General features: G+C 67.7%; 20 protein-coding genes. 9 read left to right on the top strand and 11 right to left on the bottom strand.

Annotation, left to right across the window (positions count from 1 at the left end; all coding sequences use genetic code 11):
- Nucleotides 1-8: 8 nt before the first annotated feature.
- The gene (locus AC1RMY_RS18400; protein ID WP_492867195.1) at nucleotides 9-617 is read left to right on the top strand and encodes a thiamine phosphate synthase; all 609 of its coding nucleotides are present in this window, start codon (nucleotides 9-11) and stop codon (nucleotides 615-617) included.
- A 151-nt stretch (nucleotides 618-768) separates the two neighbouring features.
- Here AC1RMY_RS18400 and AC1RMY_RS18395 read toward each other — a convergent pair whose 3' ends face one another.
- The 3 genes from AC1RMY_RS18395 to AC1RMY_RS18385 all read right to left on the bottom strand — a co-directional run bounded on the left by AC1RMY_RS18395 (nucleotide 769) and on the right by AC1RMY_RS18385 (nucleotide 3,167).
- Entirely contained in the window at nucleotides 769-1,083 is a 315-nt protein-coding gene (locus tag AC1RMY_RS18395) for an Rdx family protein (RefSeq protein WP_492866941.1), read from the bottom strand.
- 117 nt (nucleotides 1,084-1,200) lie between these two features.
- Nucleotides 1,201-2,286: a DUF3616 domain-containing protein gene (locus AC1RMY_RS18390; protein WP_492866939.1), complete on the bottom strand. Its 1,086-nt coding sequence runs from the start codon at nucleotides 2,284-2,286 to the stop codon at nucleotides 1,201-1,203.
- A 62-nt stretch (nucleotides 2,287-2,348) separates the two neighbouring features.
- Nucleotides 2,349-3,167 (bottom strand): IclR family transcriptional regulator, encoded by an 819-nt coding sequence (locus AC1RMY_RS18385; protein ID WP_492866938.1) that lies wholly within the window; start codon nucleotides 3,165-3,167, stop codon nucleotides 2,349-2,351.
- A 178-nt stretch (nucleotides 3,168-3,345) separates the two neighbouring features.
- Between AC1RMY_RS18385 and AC1RMY_RS18380 the strand changes: the two genes are divergently transcribed.
- The 7 genes from AC1RMY_RS18380 to AC1RMY_RS18350 are packed head-to-tail and all read left to right on the top strand — an operon-like array spanning nucleotide 3,346 to nucleotide 10,014.
- Nucleotides 3,346-4,398 (top strand): ABC transporter ATP-binding protein, encoded by a 1,053-nt coding sequence (locus AC1RMY_RS18380; RefSeq protein WP_492866936.1) that lies wholly within the window; start codon nucleotides 3,346-3,348, stop codon nucleotides 4,396-4,398.
- Nucleotides 4,395-5,297 carry an ABC transporter permease gene (locus tag AC1RMY_RS18375; protein ID WP_492866934.1) on the top strand — a complete coding sequence of 301 codons (903 nt, stop codon included), beginning with the start codon at nucleotides 4,395-4,397 and terminating at the stop codon, nucleotides 5,295-5,297. Before AC1RMY_RS18380 ends, AC1RMY_RS18375 begins: the two co-directional genes overlap by 4 nt.
- Nucleotides 5,298-5,302: 5 nt before the next feature.
- The gene (locus tag AC1RMY_RS18370) at nucleotides 5,303-6,097 is read left to right on the top strand and encodes an ABC transporter permease (protein WP_492867193.1); all 795 of its coding nucleotides are present in this window, start codon (nucleotides 5,303-5,305) and stop codon (nucleotides 6,095-6,097) included.
- 11 nt (nucleotides 6,098-6,108) lie between these two features.
- Entirely contained in the window at nucleotides 6,109-6,399 is a 291-nt protein-coding gene (locus AC1RMY_RS18365; protein ID WP_492866933.1) for a (2Fe-2S)-binding protein, read from the top strand.
- Nucleotides 6,396-7,784 (top strand): FAD/NAD(P)-dependent oxidoreductase, encoded by a 1,389-nt coding sequence (locus AC1RMY_RS18360; RefSeq protein ID WP_492866931.1) that lies wholly within the window; start codon nucleotides 6,396-6,398, stop codon nucleotides 7,782-7,784. Before AC1RMY_RS18365 ends, AC1RMY_RS18360 begins: the two co-directional genes overlap by 4 nt.
- A complete protein-coding gene (locus AC1RMY_RS18355; protein WP_492866930.1) occupies nucleotides 7,781-8,965 on the top strand; it encodes an NAD(P)/FAD-dependent oxidoreductase in 1,185 nt (394 codons plus the stop codon). Before AC1RMY_RS18360 ends, AC1RMY_RS18355 begins: the two co-directional genes overlap by 4 nt.
- On the top strand, nucleotides 8,962-10,014 hold the full coding sequence (locus AC1RMY_RS18350) for an ABC transporter substrate-binding protein (RefSeq protein ID WP_492866929.1): 1,053 nt from the start codon (nucleotides 8,962-8,964) through the stop codon (nucleotides 10,012-10,014). The genes AC1RMY_RS18355 and AC1RMY_RS18350 overlap by 4 nt, the downstream gene beginning before the upstream one ends.
- A gap of 156 nt (nucleotides 10,015-10,170) precedes the next feature.
- Here the strand turns inward: AC1RMY_RS18350 and AC1RMY_RS18345 are convergent, their stop codons facing one another.
- The 3 genes from AC1RMY_RS18345 to AC1RMY_RS18335 all read right to left on the bottom strand — a co-directional run bounded on the left by AC1RMY_RS18345 (nucleotide 10,171) and on the right by AC1RMY_RS18335 (nucleotide 15,630).
- Nucleotides 10,171-13,356, bottom strand: coding sequence for an efflux RND transporter permease subunit (locus tag AC1RMY_RS18345; RefSeq protein WP_492866927.1), 3,186 nt, complete (start codon nucleotides 13,354-13,356; stop codon nucleotides 10,171-10,173).
- A 161-nt stretch (nucleotides 13,357-13,517) separates the two neighbouring features.
- A complete protein-coding gene (locus tag AC1RMY_RS18340) occupies nucleotides 13,518-14,738 on the bottom strand; it encodes an efflux RND transporter periplasmic adaptor subunit (RefSeq protein WP_492866926.1) in 1,221 nt (406 codons plus the stop codon).
- Nucleotides 14,739-14,793: 55 nt separating this feature from the next.
- Complete coding sequence (locus AC1RMY_RS18335) at nucleotides 14,794-15,630, bottom strand: alpha/beta hydrolase fold domain-containing protein (RefSeq protein ID WP_492866924.1); 837 nt, start codon at nucleotides 15,628-15,630, stop codon at nucleotides 14,794-14,796.
- Between the two features lie 132 nt (nucleotides 15,631-15,762).
- Here AC1RMY_RS18335 and AC1RMY_RS18330 point away from each other — a divergent pair, with 132 nt between their 5' ends.
- Nucleotides 15,763-16,719, top strand: coding sequence for a LysR family transcriptional regulator (locus tag AC1RMY_RS18330; protein WP_492866923.1), 957 nt, complete (start codon nucleotides 15,763-15,765; stop codon nucleotides 16,717-16,719).
- 38 nt (nucleotides 16,720-16,757) lie between these two features.
- Here the strand turns inward: AC1RMY_RS18330 and minE are convergent, their stop codons facing one another.
- From minE to AC1RMY_RS18305, 5 genes are all read right to left on the bottom strand, one after another.
- Nucleotides 16,758-17,021, bottom strand: a complete 264-nt coding sequence (gene minE / locus AC1RMY_RS18325; protein ID WP_492866921.1) for a cell division topological specificity factor MinE — start codon at nucleotides 17,019-17,021, stop codon at nucleotides 16,758-16,760.
- Nucleotides 17,018-17,833, bottom strand: a complete 816-nt coding sequence (gene minD, locus AC1RMY_RS18320; protein WP_492866919.1) for a septum site-determining protein MinD — start codon at nucleotides 17,831-17,833, stop codon at nucleotides 17,018-17,020. The genes minE and minD overlap by 4 nt, the downstream gene beginning before the upstream one ends.
- Before the next feature lie 34 nt (nucleotides 17,834-17,867).
- Entirely contained in the window at nucleotides 17,868-18,617 is a 750-nt protein-coding gene (gene minC, locus AC1RMY_RS18315) for a septum site-determining protein MinC (protein ID WP_492866917.1), read from the bottom strand.
- A gap of 305 nt (nucleotides 18,618-18,922) precedes the next feature.
- Complete coding sequence (locus tag AC1RMY_RS18310) at nucleotides 18,923-20,416, bottom strand: carboxypeptidase M32 (RefSeq protein ID WP_492866915.1); 1,494 nt, start codon at nucleotides 20,414-20,416, stop codon at nucleotides 18,923-18,925.
- 35 nt (nucleotides 20,417-20,451) lie between these two features.
- A complete protein-coding gene (locus AC1RMY_RS18305; protein ID WP_492866914.1) occupies nucleotides 20,452-21,543 on the bottom strand; it encodes an NADH:flavin oxidoreductase/NADH oxidase in 1,092 nt (363 codons plus the stop codon).
- Nucleotides 21,544-21,559: the final 16 nt, after the last annotated feature.

The following is a 21,559-nucleotide window of genomic DNA, read 5'->3' as shown; positions in this document are numbered from 1 at the left end:
TTTCTCTCGTGAAGCTCGATCCGTTCTATCCCATCTTCGACAGTGCCGACTGGCTGGAGCGCATGCTGCCGCTCGGCGTGAAGCTGGTCCAGCTGCGCATAAAGGATCGCAGCGAGGTCGAAACCGGCCGCGAGATCGCCAACGCCAGGGCGCTGTGTGCAGCCGCCGGCTGCGTCCTCGTCGTCAACGACTACTGGCATCTGGCGATCGAGGAAGGCTGTGACTTCGTCCATCTCGGCCAAGAGGACCTGGATGGCGCCGATCTCGCCGCGATCCGCAAGGCGGGCATGAGGCTCGGCGTCAGCAGCCATGATGAGATCGAGCTCGATCGCGCTCTGACGACGGAGCCCGATTACGTCGCGCTCGGCCCGGTCTATCCGACGATCCTGAAGGCGATGAAATGGGACCCGCAGGGGCTGGAGCGCGTCACGGAGTGGAAGCGACGCGTCGGCGACATCCCGCTGGTCGGCATCGGCGGCATTTCTCTGGAGCGCGCTCCCGGTGTTTTTGCCGCCGGGGCCGACATCGTCGCGGCGGTCACCGACATCACGCTGAACGCCGATCCCGAGGCACGGTTGAAGGCCTGGATCGTAGCGACGCGGAAGGTCGCCGCTTAGTATTCCGGAACCACCACGTCATCCCGGACAAGCGGCGCAGCCGCGTAGATCCGGGATCCATCGAAGGGCTCCGGAACTCTACGATGGATCCCGGAGCTCCGCTTCGCTACGTCCGGGATGACGTCGTGGTTCGGAGCGTGCCCGATGAGGATCAAACGCTTTCCTTCGCCACATGTCCGTCGACATGGCCGAGGCTGCGCTCGGGGTCGAGCCGGTCGCGCACGCGCTGCTTGAGCACCTTGGAGTCGGGGAAGCCGCCATCCTCCTTGCGGTCCCAGATCAGCTCGCCATCGTAGTGGATCTGGAAGATGCCGCCGGTGCGAGGGATCAGCGCGATCTCGCCGATGTCCTGCCCGAAGGTCGAGAGCAGTTCCTGGCCGAGCCAGGTGGCGCGCAGCATCCACTGGCACATCGAGCAGTAGGTGATGGCGATACGGGGGCCGGGCTTGGGAGCGGTTTCGGTCATGATGGTCTGCCTTCAGGGTCGGAAGCTGGCCTTCGAGACCATGCTTTGACCTGGTAAGGCAAGTGTTCTGCGACATGGCGGCCCGGCGCGGCCGTCCGATCAGCGCGGCCAAATCGATCAGCGCGGAATGCTGAAACGCAGCGCCCCGCCGTCGCAGAGCCCGTCGGAGAAGACGATCGCCTGATAGGGCCGGCCAGGCCTGTCGTCGAGCACGGCGAGCGCTTCCGGCTTGATCTCCTTGCGCTTGATCTTTTCGGAGCAGTTCCGTCGCGGCACGCTGTCGAGATCGAGCGTCGCGAGGGGCTCGAGGTTGTCCTTGCCGTTCTGGCCGTTCCAGCGCGAGACGGTGAAGCCGCGCTTCTCGTTCTCCTCGTCGTCATCCGGGCCGGCGAGCACCAGAAAGCCGTCGCTGACGGCGATGAGGTCGCGGATAGAGCGGCCCTTGCCGAGAGCGACGGTCAACAGGTTCGGGTCGGCATCGCCGCCTTCGAACAGGGCCTTTGCATCGATCGAGAGGATTCGCGCGCCGTCCTTGCCGACCGGCCCACGGAAACCGAAGAACAGCCGGCCATCCCGGACCGCCATCCCCTCGATATTCACGCCGTTCTTTCCGTCGCCTGTCGTTCCAAGGCACATGCCCTCGCCGACATGCTCCTTCAGCCCGGGCACGCGGCGCATCAGCGTCCAGAGCGCGCCCGTGTCGGTGAAGTCGGCCAGCGTGCCGTCGTTGCCTCGCTTGCCACGGCCGGTTTCGGGGTCGAGCCGGAAGCGGATCAGGTGGCGGCTCTCCGGATTGCTCTTGCACGTGCCGCGCTTGGCGCTGTGCGAGCCGACGACGTAGTAGAAGGTGCCGTCGGTCGCGGCGGCCTCGCCATCGAGTTCGATCTTTCCCGGGATCAGCACGACGCGTTCGGCTTCCGGCCGGATGGCCCGGGCCTCGATCGTCAGGTAGCGCGCCTCGCCACCCTCGTCGAAGACCGCGAGGCAAAGTCCGGACGCTTTGGAAACCGCCGGGCAGGCGATGCCGCTCAGCGCCTGGCGCGTCTCCTCCGACCTACGGACGAAGGCGAAGCCGGCGCCTGCATGAAGCGGACCGGCCTGGGGCCTGAGCGCGGGCGGGTCGGCTGCGGCCGCTGCTCCATCCAAGGCTGGCAGGGAGAGCAGGAGCAGGACAAGCATCGTCCGCGAAAGATGCGCGATCATGGTTGTCGCCCTCATAGGTTGCAGAAGTCTATGGCTCTTCCGGTTCACCGGAAAGTGGTTTTTCATCCCGTCACGGCGCTCAGGCTGCGCGAGGGATAGCGCAACGCCATGTCGAAGGGATTGAGCTTCGCGCTCAGCGCCTGCGCTTCCGTCCTGAGGATGCCGACGACGCTGGCGAGCCGTTCCTCGCGCAGTCGCTCGGCCAGCGTCCCGATGCTGAGCGCGGCCACCGTGCGCCCCTCCGCATCGAAGACCGGCACGGCGACGCCGGCCATGCCGGGGATCAGCCCTGTGTTGAGGTTGACCCAGCCTTGCTCGCGCGCGACGGCCAGCGCGCAGCGCAGTGCCGCCTCGTCGAGGAAACCACGATCGAGCAGGCGGGGCATGTTGAAGCGGATCACCGCCTCGCGTTCGGCCTCGGGCAGATGCGCCAGGATGACGAGGCTGCCCTGGCCGATGCCGAGCGGCACCTTGCCGCCGATGTCGCCGGTGAAGGAGCGGATCGGGAACGGGCCCTCGATCCGGTCGAGGCAGACCGCATCATAGCCGTTGCGCACGAGCAGGAAGACGGTGTCGCTCAGCGTCGCCGAGAGCCGCAGCAGCGCCGGCCGCGCCAGTTCGCGCAGGCCGCCTGACTGCCCGGCACGGGCGGCCAGAACGAAGAAGTCGAGCGCCGGCCGATAGCGCTTGCCGCCCGCGACCTGCTCGACGAAGCCCTCCGCCATCAGGTCGCGCAGCGCCCGGTGCGCGCTCGGCTGGCCGCAGCCGGCGGCCTCGGCGATGTCCTTCAGCCGCATGCCGGCGGCATCGCCCGCCGCCACGATGCGCAGGAGGCGCAAGGCGCGCTGCAGGCTCGATTGAGGCTCGCGTGCATCGGTCATTTTTCGAAAGGATGCCAAAGAGAACTGATGAATAATTCTATATATGAGAATTATCTCGATATAAATTCTCTGATGTGAAATCCGTCGTTGACGGATTTATGTCGCTTCCATCTCCTTCGGGCCATCGCAGTCCGGCTTCCGGTTCGATCATGTCCGGGCGCCCGCATCCGAGGTGCCGATGGGTTTCCTGACGCTGCAGTCGCTGAGCAAGGTCTATGGCGACCTTGCCGCCGTGAACGATGTCGACCTCAGCGTCGCCCAAGGCGAGTTCGTCTCGCTGCTCGGCCCTTCGGGCTGCGGCAAGACCACGACGCTGCAGATGATTGCGGGCCTCGTCGAGCCGTCGAGCGGGCGCATCACTCTGGACGGGCGCGACATCACCCATGAGAAGCCGAACCGGCGCGGCCTCGGCATCGTCTTCCAGAGCTACGCCCTGTTTCCGCACATGACTGTCGCGGAGAACGTCGCCTTCGGCCTGGAGATGCGCAAGGTCGCCAAGCCCGAGCGCGACCGTCGCGTCGCCGCCATGCTCGGCCTCGTCCATCTCGCCAGCATGGCCGGACGCTATCCGCGCCAGCTTTCGGGCGGCCAGCGCCAGCGTGTCGCGATCGCCCGCGCTTTGGTGATCGAGCCGCCGGTGCTCCTGCTCGACGAGCCCTTGTCCAATCTAGACGCCAAGCTGCGCGAGGAGATGCAGTTCGAACTGCGCCGCATCCAGCGCAGCGTCGGCACCACGACGATCATGGTGACGCATGACCAGGCCGAGGCGCTCTCGATCAGCGACCGCGTCGTCGTGATGGAGAAGGGCGCGATGACGCAGATCGACGCGCCCTATCGGCTTTATGAGCGGCCGGCGACGGCCTTCATCTCCTCCTTCGTCGGCAGGATGAACCGGATCGAGGGCGTCTGGCGCGGCGGCCGCGCGGAAGTCGCAGGCCTCGCCCTGCCGAGCGAGCCGGCGACGTTTGCGGATGGCGAGGCGATCGCGCTGTCGCTGCGGCCGGAGAAGATCCTGCTGGCCGGGGCCGGGCAGGGCGTCCTCGACGGGCAGATCCTCGCCCGTTTCTTCCTCGGCAGCTACTGGCTCTTCAATGTCGAGACGCCCGCGGGCCTGCTCTCGGTTTCCGTGCCGAACCAGGGCGACGAGCCGCCCGCCGAGGGAGCGCAGGTCTCGCTCTCCTGGGCGCCGGCCAGCCTCAAGGTCGATGCGCCCGCGGGAGCGGCCGCATGAACGCGCCGAGCACGACCATCATCGGCGCCGCGCCGGCCGCTCCGGCTGGCAGGCGCCCCAACCCGACACCCTGGCTGCTGGTCGGCCCCGGCGCGCTGATGTTCCTCGGGCTGGTGGTCCTGCCGCTGATCCTGACGGTGATCCTCTCCTTCCACGCCTATGACCACGCGACCGGCATCAAGAGCGAGTTCACGCTGGCGCATTACACGGCGGTCTTCTCGGACAGCTACTATCTCGGCATCTTCTGGCGCACGCTCAGGCTCGCCTTCCTGACCACGCTGATCTGCGCCCTGATCGGCGCGCCCGAGGCCTATATCCTGTCGCGGATGCGCGATCCCTGGCGCTCGGTCTTCCTGCTGGTGATCATCGGGCCGCTGCTGGTTTCGGTCGTGGTGCGCGCCTTCGGCTGGAGCATGGTGTTGGGCTCGAACGGGCTGGTGAACCAGACGCTGCAGCTGCTCGGCCTCGGCACGGTCAAGCTGCTCTATACCGAGACGGCGATCGTGATCGCGCTCGTCCATGTCATGCTGCCCTTCATGGTCATCCCGGTCTGGACGGCGCTGCAGAAGCTCGATCCGATGGTCGAGGCCGCGGCCCTGACGCTCGGCGCCTCGCACTTCACCGCGCTGCGCCGTGTAGTGCTGCCGCAGGTCTCGCTCGGCGCGCTCTCGGGCAGCCTGATCGTCTTCGGCCTCTCCGCCAGCGCTTTCGCTATTCCCGGCCTGCTCGGCGGCCGCCGGCTCAAGATGGCCGCGACGCTCGTCTACGACGAATACATGCACGAGTTGAACTGGCCGCTCGGCGCCGCCATCGCCATCATCGTGCTCGCCGCCAACCTCATCATCATGCTGGCCTATAACCGCATGGTCGAGGCCCGCGCCCGCCGGACATTGGGGTGAGCGCCATGCAGAAGAACGGCCCCATCGCGCTCGCCTTCCACAGCCTCGTCGTCGCCTTCGTGCTGGCGCCGCTTTTGGTGATCTGCCTCGTCGCCTTCACGCCCGAGAACACCTTGTCGATCCCGACGACCTCGTTCTCGCTGCGCTGGTTCAAGGCGATCTTCGAGCATCCCGACTTCGTCGCCTCCTTCGTCAACAGCCTCTGGCTGGCGACGCTCGCCGCGACGATCGCGATCGTGATCGCGGTCCCGGCCGCGCTCGCCATCGACCGCTACGACTTCCCCGGCCGCGATGCGCTCAACGCGCTCTTCCTCTCGCCGCTGATCATTCCCCATCTGGTGCTCGGCGTCGCTTTCCTGCGGCTCTTCGCGCTGATCGGGGGCACCGGCTCCTTCGCCTGGCTGGTCGCGACCCATGTCATCATCGTCACGCCTTACGTGCTGCGGCTCGTGATGGCGGCCTTCACGGGGCTCGACCGCAGCGCCGAGCAGGCCGCGATGACGCTGGGCGCCTCGCACTGGACGGTGTTCCGCCGCGTCACCGCGCCGATGATCCTGCCCGGCATCACCGGCGGCTGGCTGCTCGCCTTCATCAACTCGTTCGACGAACTGACCATGTCGATCTTCGTCACCTCGCCGCAAACGGTGACGCTGCCGGTGAGGATGTACATGTATGCGACGGAATCGATCGACCCGATGATGGCGGCGGTCTCGGCGCTGATGATCGCCCTGACGGCCGGCGCCATGCTGATCCTCGACCGCGCCTTCGGCCTCGACAAGATCCTCGTCGGGCAGAAATAGGGCCGATCGCCATGCCGCTGCTCCACCGCATCGCCCGCAAGGATCACGCGACGATCGCCTTCACGCTCGACGGCGCGCCCTGCGAGGGAAGGGCCGGCGACACGCTTCTGACCGCGATCCTCAGCCATGCCGCAGCGCTTCGCAGGACAGAGTTCTCGGGTGAGCCGCGCGCCGGCTTCTGCCAGATGGGCGCCTGCCAGGATTGCTGGGTAACGCTCGCCAGTGGCGAGCGCCTGCGTGCCTGCACCACGCCATTGGCTGCGGGTATGAGCATCCTCACGCAAGCGGGGCTTGCCGCGTGAGCGGGCGCGCGCAGCCGCTCGTCGTCGGCGCGGGACCGGCCGGCATCCGCGCGGCGCAGGCGCTGGTCGCCGCCGGGCTGCGCCCGCTGGTCGTCGACGAGGCGCCGGCCTGCGGCGGCCAGATCTATCGACAGCGCCTCGTCCCGGACGAGCGCAGCGCCAAGGCGCTTTACGGATCGGAAGCCGGCAAGGCCGGGGCGCTGCATCGCGATTTCGCGGCGCTTGCCGGGCAGATCGACTATTGGCCGCAGGCCCTGCTCTGGAACCTCCGCGAGGGCACGGCCGATATCGCGGTCGCCGGCGAGAACCGCCGCGTCGCCTATGACGGGTTGATCCTGGCGACGGGGGCGACCGACCGCATCCTGCCGATCCCGGGCTGGACGCTGCCCGGCGTCTTCACGCTCGGCGGCGCACAGATCGCGTTGAAGGCGCAAGGCTGCGCCATCGGCCGGCGCGTCGTCTTCGCCGGCTCCGGGCCGCTGCTCTATCTCGTCGCCTGGCAATACATGAAGGCGGGCGTCGAGGTCGCCGCCGTGCTCGACTCGGCCCCGTTCTCGGCCAAGTTCGCCATGCTGCGCGGCTTGCCGCTGTTTCCGACCGTCGTTCTGCGCGGCATGCGCTTCGTCGCCGAACTGCGGCTGCGCGGCGTCGCCATCCATTGCGGCGTCGAGGATCTGCGCATGGAGGGAGAGGGCGCTGTCACCGGCATCGCCTGGCGGCAGGGCGGGCACGAACGCCATATCGCCTGCGATGGCGTCGGCTACGGCCTCGCCCTGCGTTCCGAGACGCAAGCTGCCGACCTCGCCGGTTGCGCCTTCCGCTTCGATCCGCGCGACCGCGCCTGGCTGCCGAAGCGCGATGCCGCCGGACGCTCCAGCGTGCCGGGCGTCTATCTCGCCGGAGACGGTGCCGGCATCGCGGGCGCCGATGCTGCCGAGCGGGCAGGGGAGCGCGCCGCGCTTGCGCTCTGCGAGGATCGCCGGCTGCCGTTCTCGCTGGACCGTGCGGCCAAGCTCGAGCGTGAGCTCGCCCGCATCGATCGCTTCCGCGACATCTTGGAGGCGGCTTTTCCTTTCCCGGCCCATTGGGCCGGCGGCATCGCCGACGACACGCTGCTCTGCCGCTGCGAGGAGATCAGCGGCGGCGAGGCCCGCGACGCTGTCGCCCGCTTCGACATTGTCGAGTTGAACCGCCTGAAGGCGGTCAGCCGCGTCGGCATGGGGCGCTGCCAGGGACGCGTCTGTGGTGGGGCCGCAGCAGAACTGCTCGCAATAAGGACAGGCCAGGAACTCGAAAGCGTCGGGCGTTTGCGTTCGCAGGCGCCGCTCAAGCCGCTGCCGCTGGCGCTGAAACCCGCTCCGCGCGAGACGGAGGCGGCACGATGAGCGCGCGCCTCGATATCGACGTCGCGATCATCGGCGGCGGCCTCGTCGGCTCCTCGGCGGCGCTGGCGCTGCGCGGCATGGGCATGAGCGTCGCCCTGCTCGACAAGGGCTTCTGCGGCGCGCAGGCGAGCGGCGTGAACTATGGCGGCGTCCGCCGGCAGGGCCGGCCGCGCGCACAATTGCCGCTGTCGCAGCGCGCCCATGCGATCTGGCCTCGTCTCAAGGCCCTGATCGGCATCGACGGCGAGTTCCAGCGCTCGGGTCATCTCAAGCTCGCCCGCGGCGAAGCCGACATGGCCTCGCTCGAAGCCTATGCCGCCGCTGTCGCCGATCAGGGGCTCGACCTCGAACTGATCGGCCATAACGACCTGCGCGAGCGCTTCCCCTGGATCGGTGGCGACATCACCGGCGCCTCGCTCTGTGCCGGCGACGGCCACGCCAATCCCCGCCTCGTCGCCGCCGGCTTCGCCAGCGCCGCCCGCCGAGCCGGCGCGCATGTCCTCGAGAACACGCCCGTGACCGGCGCCACACGCGACGGCGAGGGCTTCGCGCTGGAGGCGGGCGAAGGGCTGAGCTTGCGCGCGGGCGCACTGATCAACAGCGCCGGTGCCTGGGCCGGCCCCTTCGCGGCAGCCTTCGGCGAGTCCGTTCCGGTCAGCCGCATCTACCCCTCGATGGTAGTCACCGAGCCGCTGGCTCCGATCATGACCGTCAACACCGGCATGGAAGGCGGCGGCATCTATGCCCGCCAGGTCGAGCGCGGGAACTGCGTCGTCGGCGGCGAACGCGGCCTGCCCCTCGCCGACACGGATTTCTCCCGGCCGACGGGCGAGGGCGCGCTCGCCATCATGAACAAGGCGGCCGAACTCTTCCCGGCGATGCGCCATGCCCAGGCGATCCGCTTCTGGACCGGCACCGAGGCCGCGATGCCGGACCGCAATCCGGTGATCGGCCCGAGCGGCACGACGCCCGGCCTGCTCCACGCCTTCGGCTTCACCGGAGCCGGTTTCCAGATCGCGCCCGGCGTCGGTGAGGTTCTGGCCGAACTCATCCGCGACGGCACGACGGCAACGCCGATCGAGGCGTTCTCGATCGCCCGTTTCACGACCAGCGACCGCACAGCCGACGGCTCGGGTGCGGATCGCCCTTCAGAGCCGCAACACAGGGGAAACCACTCATGATCAACCGCAGAACCGCGCTCGGCGCTGCCGCAGCCACGCTCGCGCTGGCCGCCGGCACGGCAGCCTTCGCCCAGACCAGGACGCTCTATGTCGGCATGAATGGCGGCAACTTCGAGAAGACCTTCACCCAGGGCGTCTTCCCGGATTTCGAGAAGGCCAACAACGTCAAGGTCGTCGTCGTGCCCGGCACCTCCTCGGACATCCTGGCCAAGGCGACCGCGGCCAAGGACAAGCCGCAGATGCACGTGATGTTCCTCGATGATGGCGTCATGGTCCGCGCCGTCGGCGCCGGCCTGTGCGAGAAGCTGAAGGACGGCCCGGAGCTCGCCGAACTCGACAAGGGCGCCCGCATGAAGGGCGACATGGCCGTCGGCATCGACATGGGCATGACCGGCCTCGCCTACAACAAGAAGATGTTCGACGAGAAGGGCTGGGCCGCTCCGACCTCCTGGATGGATCTGGCCGATCCCAAGTTCAAGGACAAGGTCGTCTTCCAGTCGGCCTCGGCCTCCTCCTTCGGGCTGCACGCCTTCCTGATGTTCAACCGCATCCAGGGCGGCACCGAGAGCAATGTCGAGCCCGGATTCGGCAAGTTCCGCGACACCATCGGCAAGAACGTCATCGAGTTCATCCCGAACTCGGCCAAGATCTCCGAGATGGTCCAGACCGGCGAGGCCGCGATCTTCCCGCTGACCCCGACCGGCGTCTCGACGCTGAAGGAAAAGGGCATTCCGGTCGAATACGCCCAGCCCAAGGAAGGTTCGGTGGTGCTGATGGTCGCGCAATGCGTCATCGCCAACAATTCCGAGCCGGAACTCGCCCAGAAGCTCGCCGCCTATCTGCTCTCGGCCGACGCCCAGTCGAAGGCGCTGGCGGCCGGCAACATCGTGCCGTCGAACACCAGGGCCAAGGCGACGACCCCCGAAACCGAGAAGAAGCTCGAGACCTTCCACGCCAACATGAAGTCGGCGGTGGTGCTGGATTGGGACGCGATCAACGCCAAGCGCCCCGAATGGAACAGCCGCTGGAACAAGATGATCGAGCGGTAAGCTGAATTAGCTATCGCCAGAAACACGCCGTCATCCCGGACGTAGCGAAGCGGCGATCCGGGATCCATGCCTGAGCGCCTTTCGGAAAGGTTCAGGAATGGATCCCGGGTCGACCTTTGGTCGCCCGGGATGACGCGTTTGGTTGTACGAGGTTGGTCAGGCCGCCTTCGCCAGATGCGCCGGCTCCGCCTCCGCGCCATGCTGCTTGAGCGGCCTGTTGCCGGTGAGCTTGCGCATCAGCACGTAGAAAACCGGCGTCAGGAAGATGCCGAAGGCGGTGACGCCGATCATGCCGGCGAAGACCGCGATGCCCATCGCCTGCCGCATCTCGGCGCCGGCCCCGGTCGAGAGCACCAGCGGCACCACGCCCATGATGAAGGCGAGTGAGGTCATCAGGATCGGCCGCAACCGCAGCCGGCTCGCCTCGATCGCGGCCTCGACCGGCGTCCGTCCTTCGAATTCGAGCTCGCGCGCGAATTCGACGATCAGGATCGCGTTCTTGGCCGATAGTCCGACCAGCACCACGAGGCCGATCTGGGTGAAGACATTGTTGTCGCCGCCCGAATACCAGACGCCCGCCATCGCCGCGAGGAGCCCCATCGGGATGATCAGGATGATCGCGATCGGCAGCGTCAGGCTCTCATACTGGGCGGCCAGCACCAGGAAGACGAGCAGGATCGCGATCGGGAACACCAGCATGGCGGAGTTGCCGGCCAGGATCTCCTGATAGGTCAGCTCGGTCCATTCGAAGGCGAAGCCCTTCGGCAGCGTCTCGGCGGCAATCCGCGTCACCGCATCCTGCGCCTGGCCCGAGGAATAGCCGGGAGCGGGGCCGGCATTGATGTCGGCGCTGAGGAAGCCGTTATAGCGCATCGCCCGTTCCGGCCCGGAATCGCTGCGCACGTTCAGCACGGCCGAAAGCGGCACCATCTCGCCCGAGTTCGAGCGCACCTTCAGCTTGCCGATGTCCTCCTGATAGGCGCGGAAGGGCGCATCGGCCTGGACGCGCACCGTGTAGGTGCGGCCGAACTTGTTGAAGTCGTTGACGTAGGACGAGCCGAGATAGATCTGCAGCGTCTCGAAGACATCGGTCACGGGAACGCCGAGCTGGCGCGCCTTGGTGCGGTCGATATCGGCATAGAGCTGCGGGACGTTGACCTGGAAGCTCGAGAACATGCCGGCGATCTCGGGCGCGGTCGCAGCCTTGGCCATGAAGGCCTTGGTCGCCTCGTCGAGCGCCTTGTAGCCGAGGCCGGCGCGGTCCTCGATCTGCAGCTTGAAGCCGCCGATCGTGCCAAGCCCTTGCACGGGCGGCGGCGGGAACATCGCGATGAACGCATCCTTGACGCCGGCGAACTCCTTGTTGAGCTGCATGGCGATGGCATTGCCGGAGAGCGAGGGGTCTTTGCGCTGGTCGAAGGGCTTCAAGCCCACAAAGACGATGCCGGCGTTCGACGAGTTGGTGAAGCCGTTGATCGACAGGCCCGGGAACGAGATCGCGTTCTCGACGCCGGGATGCTTCAGCGCGATCTCGTCCATGCGGCGGATCACGTCCTCCGTCCGGTCGAGCGTCGCGGCGTCCGGCAGTTGCGCGAAGCCGACGAGATACTGCTTGTCCTGGCCGGGCACGAAGCCTGACGGCACGGTCTTGAACAGCACGCCGGTCAGCGCGACGAGGCCGACATAAAGCACCATCATCACCGTCTTGCGGCCGAGGATGCGGCGCACGCCACTGCCATACGCTTCCGAAGAGCGACTGAAGAAGCGGTTGAAGCCGCGGAAGAACCAGCCGAAGACGCGGTCCATGAAGCGCGTCAGCGCATCCTTCGGGGCGTCGTGGCCCTTCAGCAGCAGCGCCGCGAGCGCCGGCGACAGCGTCAGCGAGTTGACCGCCGAGATCACCGTCGAGATCGCGATCGTCAGCGCGAACTGCCGGTAGAACTGGCCGGTCAGGCCAGAGATGAAGGCGAGCGGCACGAACACTGCGACGAGGACGAGCGCGATCGCGATGATCGGGCCGGAGACCTCGCGCATCGCCTTGTAGGTCGCCTCGCGCGGCTCGAGACCATGCTCGATGTTGCGCTCGACGTTCTCGACCACGACGATCGCGTCGTCGACGACGATGCCGATCGCCAGCACCAGGCCGAACAGCGAGAGCGCGTTGATCGAGAAGCCGAAGAGATACATCACCGCGAAGGTGCCGACGACCGAGACAGGCACGGCGACGAGCGGGATGATCGAGGCGCGCCAGGTCTGCAGGAAGACGATGACGACGAGCACCACCAGCGCGATCGCCTCGAGCAGCGTCGTGATGACCGCCTTGATCGAGGCGCGCACGAACTGGGTGGTGTCGTAGACGATCGAATAGTCCACGCCCTCGGGCATGTTCTGCTTGATCTCGCGCATCGTCTCCTGGACGCGGTCGGCGATGGCGATCGCATTCGAGTTCGGCGCCTGGAACACCGGCACCGCGACGGCGGACTTGCCGTTGAGCAGCGAGCGGAGCGCGTAGTCGGCGGCGCCGAGTTCGATGCGCGCGATGTCCTTCAGGCGGATGACGGCGCCGCTGGCGACGGTCTTGACGATGATCTCGCCGAACTCCTCCTCGCTGGCGAGGCGGCCCTGTGCGTTGACCGAGAGCTGCAGGTCGAGCCCCGGGCCGCTCGGCGAGGCGCCGATCACGCCGGCCGCGGCCTGGACGTTCTGGGCCCTGATCTCGCGCACGATGTCGGAGGGCGAGAGGCCGTGCTCGGCGACCCTCTGGGGATCGAGCCAGACGCGCATCGAATAGTCGCCCGAGCCGAAGAGCTGGACCTGGCCGACGCCGTCGATGCGCGCCAGCCGGTCCTTGACGTTGAGCACGGCATAATTGCGCAGATAGGTCATGTCGTAGCGGCCGTTCGGCGAGGTGATGTGCACCACCATCGTCAGGTCCGGCGAACTCTTGATGGTGGTGACGCCGAAGCGGCGGACCTCCTCCGGCAGGCGCGGTTCGGCCTGGCTGACCCGGTTCTGCACCAGCTGCTGGGCCTTGTCCGGATCGGTGCCGAGCTTGAAGGTGACGTTCAGCGTCATCACGCCGTCGGTCGTCGCCTGACTCGACATGTAGAGCATGCCCTCGACGCCGTTGATCTGCTCCTCGATCGGCGTCGCCACGGTCTCGGCGATGACGCGCGGATTGGCGCCGGGATACTGCGCGCGCACGACCACGGTCGGCGGCACGACCTCGGGATATTCCGAGATCGGCAGGATGCGTAGCGAGATCAGTCCGGCGAGGAAGATCAGGACGGAGAGCACGCCGGCGAAGATCGGCCGGTCGATAAAGAACTTGGACAGGTTCATGGCACGCCCCCCTTTGGAGCGGATTTGAATTCATCAAGCGCACGTCATCCCGGGCGACCGGAGGGAGACCCGGGATGCATGCCGGAACGGTTCAGGCATGGGTCCCGGGTCAGCGCGGCCTTGCCGCGTGCCCGGGACGACGTCGCATCTGTGATTGCGGTTTATCGTTGCGCGAGTTCGGTCTTGCCCGGCCCGCGCTTCAGTTCGGCCTTCTCGGCCATAGGCACGGCCTCCGGCGCGACGGTCGCGCCGGGGCGGATGCGCTGCAGGCCGTTGACGACGATGCGCTCGCCCGACTTCAGGCCGGAGGTGACGACGCGGAGCCCGTCATTCGTGGCGCCCAGCGTCACCTCGCGCCAGAGCGCCTTGTTGTCCTCGCCGACCACGAAGACGAACTTCTTGTTCTGGTCGGTGCCGACGGCGCGCTCGTTGATCACGAGGCTCTGCTCTGCCCGTGCCTGGCCCATCTGCACGCGCACGAACTGGCCCGGCAGCAGCTTGCCGTCGGGATTGTCGAGGATGGCCCGCACCCGCACCGTGCCGCTGGCCGCATCGACGCCGTTGTCGACGAAATGCAGCTTGCCGGTGAAGCTCGCGGCTTCCGAGGTCGCGGTCGCCAGCCGGACCGGGATGCGGTCGAGCGCGCGCTCGCTGCCTGGCAGGCTCGCCAGCGCGTCGAGCACCGTGCGCTCGTCGGCGTCGAACGAGGCATAGACCGGATCGACCGAGACCAGCGTCGTCAGCAGCGGGGCGGAAGCGCCGGCCGCGACGAGGTTGCCGACGGTGACGCCGAGCCGGCCGATTCGGCCGCTGATCGGCGCGCGGATCTGGGTGTAGTCGAGGTTGAGCCGCGCCGTGCGCTGGGCGGCCTCGGCCGCGCGCAGATTCGCCTGGGCCTCGCGCAGGGCGTTGTAGCGCGTGTCGATTTCGCGCTGGGAGACGTTGCGGCTCGCCATCAACTGCTGGCCGCGCTCATGCTCGCTCGCTGCCAGCGCGACGCGCGCCTCGGCTGCCAGAACATTCGCCTGAGCTCGCTCGTATTCGGCGAGATAGGGGCCCTGGTCGATGCTGACGAGCAGGTCGCCCTGACGCACGAGCCCGCCTTCGCGGAAATGCACGGCCTCGATCACGCCCGAAACGCGCGAGCGCAGTTCGACGCGTTCGATCGCCTCGAGCCGACCGGAGAACTCGGCCCAGTTGACGATCTCGCGTGGTTCGACGGTCGCGACCGAGACCGCGGTGGCGGGCGGCGCTGCCGCGGCAGGGGTGTCGCCCTGGGCGTGTCCGCCGAACAGGTTGAAGGCGAGGGCGAGCGTGGCGAGCGAGGCGCCGGCGGCCAGGCCGCCGCCCAGCAGGCCACGACGATGCGTTCCCTGAAGCATGGGTTCAATCCTTGGATGAGAGGGAGGTCGAAGAGAGAGGCGGTCGGTCGCGCGTTCAGGAAGGCGCGGTCAGGGCATAGAATTCGGTCACGAGGTCGCCTGCCAGGCAGAGGCAAGAATCGTTCTGCGGAGCCTCGGCATAGGCGGCGGGCCAGCGGCTCGCCCCGGGGCGGACATGGTGGCGGACGGTGACTCCAGCCTCGCCGAGACGGGCCGCATAGGTCGCGACCTCGTCGCGCATCAGGTCGTCATCGGCCGAAATCAGCAGGGCGGGCGGCAGGCCGCCGAGCCGCGAGGCATTGACCGGCGCGGCATAAGGGTGGGCGGCCTTGTCGGGCGAGCCGAGATAGTCCGCCCAACCATCGGCCCAATGGCAGCCGACAGGCCCGGCATAGGCTTCCCGGAACGAGCAGGTGCCGACGCAAGGATCGAGCATCGGCGAGAGCAGGATCTGCCCGGCCAAATCTGGCCCGCGCCGGTCGCGCGCCATCAGGGCGAGCGCGGCGGCGAGATTGCCGCCGGCTTCCTCGCCCGCGACATAAAGCGGTGCCCGCTTCGTCGCCCAGCGGGCGCGGCCCTTGCCGATCGCCGCCAGCGCCCCATATGCGGCCTCCAGCGCCTCGGGAAAACGATGCGCGGGGGCCAGCGGATAGTCGAGCGAGAGCACGACCGATCCGGCCTCGGCCAGCATCGTCGCCACGGCCTCGCCTTCCCTCAGCGAGCCACCGGTGAAGGCGCCGCCATGCAGATGCAGTACGAGCCCGGCATCGGCCGCGACATCGGCTGGCGCATAGAGGCGCGCCGCCAGGGAAGCCGGGCCAGCCGCGATCGTCTCCTGCCGCCAGAAGACGGAGCGGGGGCTACGATAGGGCTGGATCGAACTGGCGAGCATGGCGCGGCCTGTGCTGTTGCGGTGCAGCGTGATTTAAGTGATACTCATTGGGCAATAAATGGTGCTTTCGTTCATTCATTATTTCCTGAGAGAAATAATAGCGCGCTGGCGCTCGACCTGAGGGGAGGGGGAATGGATCAGCTCAACGCCATGCGTGCCTTCGTCAGGGTCGTCGAGGCCGGCACATTTTCGCGCGCCGCCGATCTGCTCGACATGCCAAAGCCGACGGTCACCAAGCAGATCCAGCAGCTCGAGGCGCATCTGCGGGCCAAGCTGCTGAACCGGACGACACGGCGCGTCACCGTGACGATGGACGGCGCCGCCTACTACGAGCGCGCCTTGCGCGTGCTCGGCGAGATCGACGAACTCGACGCCAGCATGGCCTCGTCGCAGGCGCGCCCGAGCGGGCGACTGCGCGTCGAAAGCAGCGCCTCGCTCGCGGTCGCGGTGATTATCCCGGCCTTACCGGAGTTCCATGCGCGCTATCCCGAGATCCAGATCGATCTCGGCCTCAGCGACCGGCCGACCGATCTGCTCGGCGAGAATGTCGATTGTGCCGTCCGGGGCGGGGAGATCGGCGACCAGAGCCTGATCGCCCGGCGCATCGGCGAAATGTACATGGTGACCTGCGCCGCGCCCGACTATCTCGCGCGTCGCGGCCTGCCGCGGCACCCGTCGGATCTGGAGAACGGGCATGTCATCGTCGGCTATCGCTATGCCGGCGCCAGCCGCGTCATGCCCTTCACCTATGTCGGCGAGGGCGAGAGCATCGAGGTGAAGAGCGACTACGTCGTTTCGTTCAACGAAGGTGCTGGCTATGTCGCGGCGGCGCTCGCCGGCCTCGGCGTCATCCAGGCGCCGACCTTCATGGTGCAGGAGCATATCGCGGCGGGCCGCCTCGTGCCGCTGCTGACGAGCTGGTGCTCGGCCCCGAAGCCGCTGCACATCGTCTACCCCCCGAACCGCCACCTCTCGAACAAGGTCCGCGTCTTCGTCGACTGGCTGGCCGAGCTCTTCGCCAGGGACGACAAGATCCAGCGCAAGACGACGCTCAGGCTGTTGGGCAAGGAATCCTGCGACGCGGCCTGAGCGGCGCACTCGAGGACGCGCCAAGGAAAAGGCGGCCCTCAGGCCGCCTTCTTGCCCGCATCGAACGGGATTTCGATGTCCACCGCCAGCGTCGAGACCTTGGCGCCGCGCTCCATGCGGACGCTGACCTTCTCGTCGTCGACCTGCATGTGCTTGGAGATGGCCCGCAGGATCTCGTCGCGCAGCTTGGTGACGAGGTCTGAATCGCCGACCGAGGCACGCTCATGCGCGAGCAGGACCTGCAGGCGCTCGCGCGCGGCGGGGGCCGACTGGTTCCTGGAGAAGAAGCGAAGCAGTTTCATGCCGCTTTCCTTCCGAACATCTTGCCGAAGAAGCTGCGCTTCTCGCCCGGGATGGTGACGGGCAGGTTCTCGCCCCGCAGCCGGCGCGCCGCGTCGAAATAGGCGACGGCAGGAGCGCTGCGCGCGTCCGCGAGCGTCACCGGCGAGCCGAGATTTGAGGCGCGCAGCACGTCCATGCTCTCCGGAACGATGCCCAGCAGTGGGATCGACAGGATTTCCAGGACGTCGTCGACCTTGAGCATGTCGCCGCGCTCGGCGCGGGCGGGGTCGTAGCGGGTCAGCAGCAGGTGTTTCTCCATGCGCTCGCCTTGCTCGGCCTTGAGCGTCTTGGAATCGAGCAGGCCGATGATGCGGTCCGAGTCGCGCACCGAGGAGACTTCCGGGTTGGTGACGACGATGGCGACGTCGGCATGGCGCATGGCGAGCGTTGCGCCGCGCTCGATGCCGGCCGGGCTGTCGCAGATCACCCAGTCGAAGGACTGCTTGAGCGCTCCGATGACCGCGGCGACGCCCTCGGCCGTCAGGTTGTCCTTGTCGCGCGTCTGCGAGGCCGGCAGCAGATAGAGGCTCTCGACCCGCTTGTCTCGGATCAGCGCCTGCGTCAGCTTGGCCTCGCCTTGGATGACGTTGACGAGGTCGTAGACCACCCGCCGCTCGGCACCCATGATCAGGTCGAGATTGCGCAGTCCGACGTCGAAATCGACGACCACGACCTTGTCGCCGTTCTGCGCCAGCGCGGCTCCCAATGCGGCCGATGATGTCGTCTTCCCGACACCGCCCTTGCCCGATGTAACGACTATGACCTTGCCCATTGCTCTCTCCCGTGTGGATGGACGCGCCGTCAGATCAGGCGAGTGATGCGGTCTTGAAGGTTTCGCCTTCCAGCCAGAACTGGACGGCCGTGCCGCGCAGGCCGGGCTCCAGGTCCTCGGCCGTCTTGTAATAGCCGTCGATGGCGATCAGCTCGGCTTCGAGCTTGCGGCAGAAGATGCGCGCCGCGGCGTTGCCCATCGTGCCGGCCATCGCTCGGCCGCGCAGCGTGCCGTAGATGTGGATCGAGCCCCCGGCGATGACCTCGGCGCCCGAGGCGACCGAGCCGAGGATCGTCACATCGCCCTCGGTGAAGATCAGCGACTGGCCCGAGCGCACCGGCTCGGTCACGACGATCGACGGCGCGGCCTTGGCCGGCTGGGGCGCCATGGGCGCAGCGGGCTCGGCCTTGGCAGGTTCACGGGATTTGGCCTTGGGCTCGTCGGCTGCGGCCGGCGCCTCGAAATCGGAAGCCGGGCGCCCGTCCGACATGGCGGGCGGCAGGCCGGCGTCGAGCAGCGAGGGACGTGCGCCTTCGATGCCCATGATCCGGACATGGCGCTCGCCGAGCCTGTCGACGAGGTCATGGAGCTGCGCGCGGTCGATCTCCAGTCCGGTGATGTCGAGCACGACCGGCCGGCGCATGAAGAAACCCGTCGAGCGGGACGCCAGATCGTCGAGCCGCGCCAGCCAGTCCTCGAAGGGCAGCTCCGGGGTCAGCGAGATCGCAAGGAAGCTCCGCCCCTTGAGGCGAATAGGCCGAGATTGCGTTAACACGTTGGTCATCTTGATGAATTTTCGGTTGAATCTATGTAGGCGGGTATGGTTAACGGCCGGTAAATTTCTGCTCTGTCGCTGTGGACGCGCGCCGGTTTGAGTGCCGCTAGCGGCGGGCAAAAAGGCGCGCGAACGCAACGGCTTGCCGCCATGCGCCAGGCGTTTGCGCACTGGCCGTCACGGCAAGACCGGTCGGTGAATTTTGATGCAGACACGCCGTCACCCCGGACTTCGCCAGGGCGGTGAAACGTCAGCGCGCTATCAGGACGCGAAATCGCCCGAGCAGAATCGGGGGCGAACGAATCGCCCGGCGCTCAACCTTCGCCCGCATATCTCCGGCGCAGATGCGCCTTGAACACGCCGGCGTCGAGCGGCAGCCCCGTCGCCTGCGTCAGCAGGGCGTCGGTTTCCAGCAGCGAGCCCTGGCTGTGGATGTTCGTGCGCAGCCAGCCGAGCAGGGGGGCGAAGTCGCCGCGGCCGATCGCCGGCAGGATCTCGGGAACGGCCTTGCAGGCGGCGTCGAAGATCTGCGCCGCCGTCATCGCGCCGAGCGTATAGGTCGGGAAATAGCCCCAGCCGCCGCTCGGCCAGTGCACATCCTGCAGACAGCCGAGGCGATCATCCGGCACGGTGACGCCGAGCAGCTCGCGCATGCCGGCGTTCCAGGCGGCCGGCAGCTCCGCGAGCGGCATCTCGTCCGCGATCAGCGCCTTCTCCAGCCGGTAGCGCAGAATGACATGGGCGGGGTAGGTCACCTCGTCGGCATCGACGCGGATGAAGCCGGGCTCGACCTTGGTGTAGCGTCGCCACAGCGCATCCGTCTCCCATGCCGGGCCCGAGCCTCCGAAGCTCTCGCGCATCAGCGGCGCCGCGAAGGCGATGAACTCGCGTGAGCGGCAGGCCTGCATCTCCATGAGCAGCGACTGGCTCTCATGCAGGCTCATGCCGCGCGCCGCGCCGACGGGCTGGCTCAGGAAGCCCTGCGGCCGGCCCTGCTCGTAGAGCGCATGGCCGGTCTCGTGCAGCACGCCCATCAGCGCCTTGGCGAAATCGGCCTCGTCATAGCGGGTGGTGATGCGGACATCGTTGTCGGCCCCGCCGCAGAAGGGGTGGGTCGAGACGTCGAGCCGCCCGCGCTCGAAGTCGTAGCCCAGCGCCGCCATCATCCGCAGACCCAGCGCGCGCTGCTTCTCGATCGCGAAGGGCCCCTGCGGAGCGGCGACCTGCGGACGCTTCGCCTGCACGACCAGAACCTCCTGCAGGAAGCCCGGCAGGAAGCCCGCGAGATCGTCGAACAGCGCGTCGATCTTGGCCGAGCGCCCGCCCGGCTCGTAATCGTTGAGCAGCGCATCATAAGCCGAGAGGCCTAGCTTCTCGCCCTTCGCCATGCCGATCTGCCGTTGCAGATTCAGCACTTCGGCGAGATAGGGCAGGAGGCCGGCGAAATCGGCTTCGGCGCGGGCCTGCCGCCAGCGCATCTCGCAGGCGGAGATCGCCTTGCTGGAGGCCTCGACGAGGTCGGGCGGCAAGGCGGTCTCGACCGTCCAGAGCCGGCGGATCTCGCGCAGATTGGCGCGCTCCCAGGGTCCGAGCCCGTCATCCGCATCCGCTTCCGCCAGCCAGTCGCCGATACGGGCGTCGGTGGTCATGCCGTGATGCATCACCCGCAGCAGCGCCATGCTCTCGGCCCGCGTCCCAGCGGCTCCCTTCGGCATCATCACATCGTTATCCCATTGCAGGATGCCGATGGCGTTGCCGAGCGCGGAGGCGCGGCCGAAGTGGGCAGCGAGGTCGGAATAGGCGGTCATGCAATATGTCTCTGGGGATCGTGACGGACGGCCGTTCAGGCGAACAGCTCCTTGTACTGTCTCGGCTGCGAGCGCAGGAACTGCGGCGCCGCCTTGACGCGGGCGCCGAGCTGCGCCGCCGCATGCCAGGGCCAGCGCGGATCGAACAGGATGCCCCGCGCGATGCCGACGAGATCGGCGTCGCCCGTGCTGACGATCGCCTCGGCCTGCTCGGCCTCGGTGATCAGCCCGACCGCGATGGTCGGCAGCCCGGTCGCCTGCTTCACGGCCCGCGCCAGCGGCACCTGGTAGCTCGGTCCGAGCGGAATCTGCTGCGCCGTCGAATTACCGCCGCTGGAGACGTGGATGAAGTCGGCGCCGCGCGTCTTGAGTTCGGTCGCGAAGGCGATCGTCTGCTCGATGTCCCAGCCGCCCGCGACCCAATCGGTGCCCGAGACCCGCATTCCGACCGGGTATCCCGTCGGCACGGCCGCCTTCACGGCCTCCAACACGGCGAGCGGGAAGCGCATCCGGTTTTCCAGCGTGCCGCCGAATTCGTCATCGCGCCGGTTCGAAAGCGGCGAGAGGAACTGGTGGAGCAGGTAGCCATGAGCGCCGTGCAGCTCGATCATGTCGAGGCCGAGCCGGACGCTGCGCCGGGCGGCGGCGGCGAAGGCCTCGACCAGCCGGGCGATGTCGTCCTTGGCGAGCGACTGCGGCGCGCGCGGATAGCTCTCGAAGCCGGCGGAGGAGGGGCCGAACACCTCCCAGCCGCCCTGGTCGAGCCCGAGCTGGCCGCCGCCCTTCCAGGGTTGGTCGACCGAGGCCTTGCGCCCGGCATGGGCAAGCTGGACGCCGATCGGCATGTCCGACCATTTCCTGACAGAGGCGAGCACGCCCGCCAGCGCGGCCTCGTTCTCGTCCGACCACAGCCCGACATCGAATGGGCTGATCCGCCCGGCAGGCTCGACCGCCGTCGCCTCGATGATCAGGAGACCGGCGCCGGAGAGCGCCAGATTGCCGAGATGGATCGTGTGCCAGTCGCTCACATTGCCGTTATCAGCCGAATACTGACACATCGGCGCGATGACGATGCGGTTGGCGAGCGAAAGGCCGCCGATCTGGTAGGGGCTGAAGAGCTGGCTCATGGAGAGAGGTCCCGGT

Source organism: Allobosea sp. GW822-FHT03F07 (genome assembly GCF_058801345.1).
This window is presented reverse-complemented; position numbering and strand designations above follow the sequence as displayed.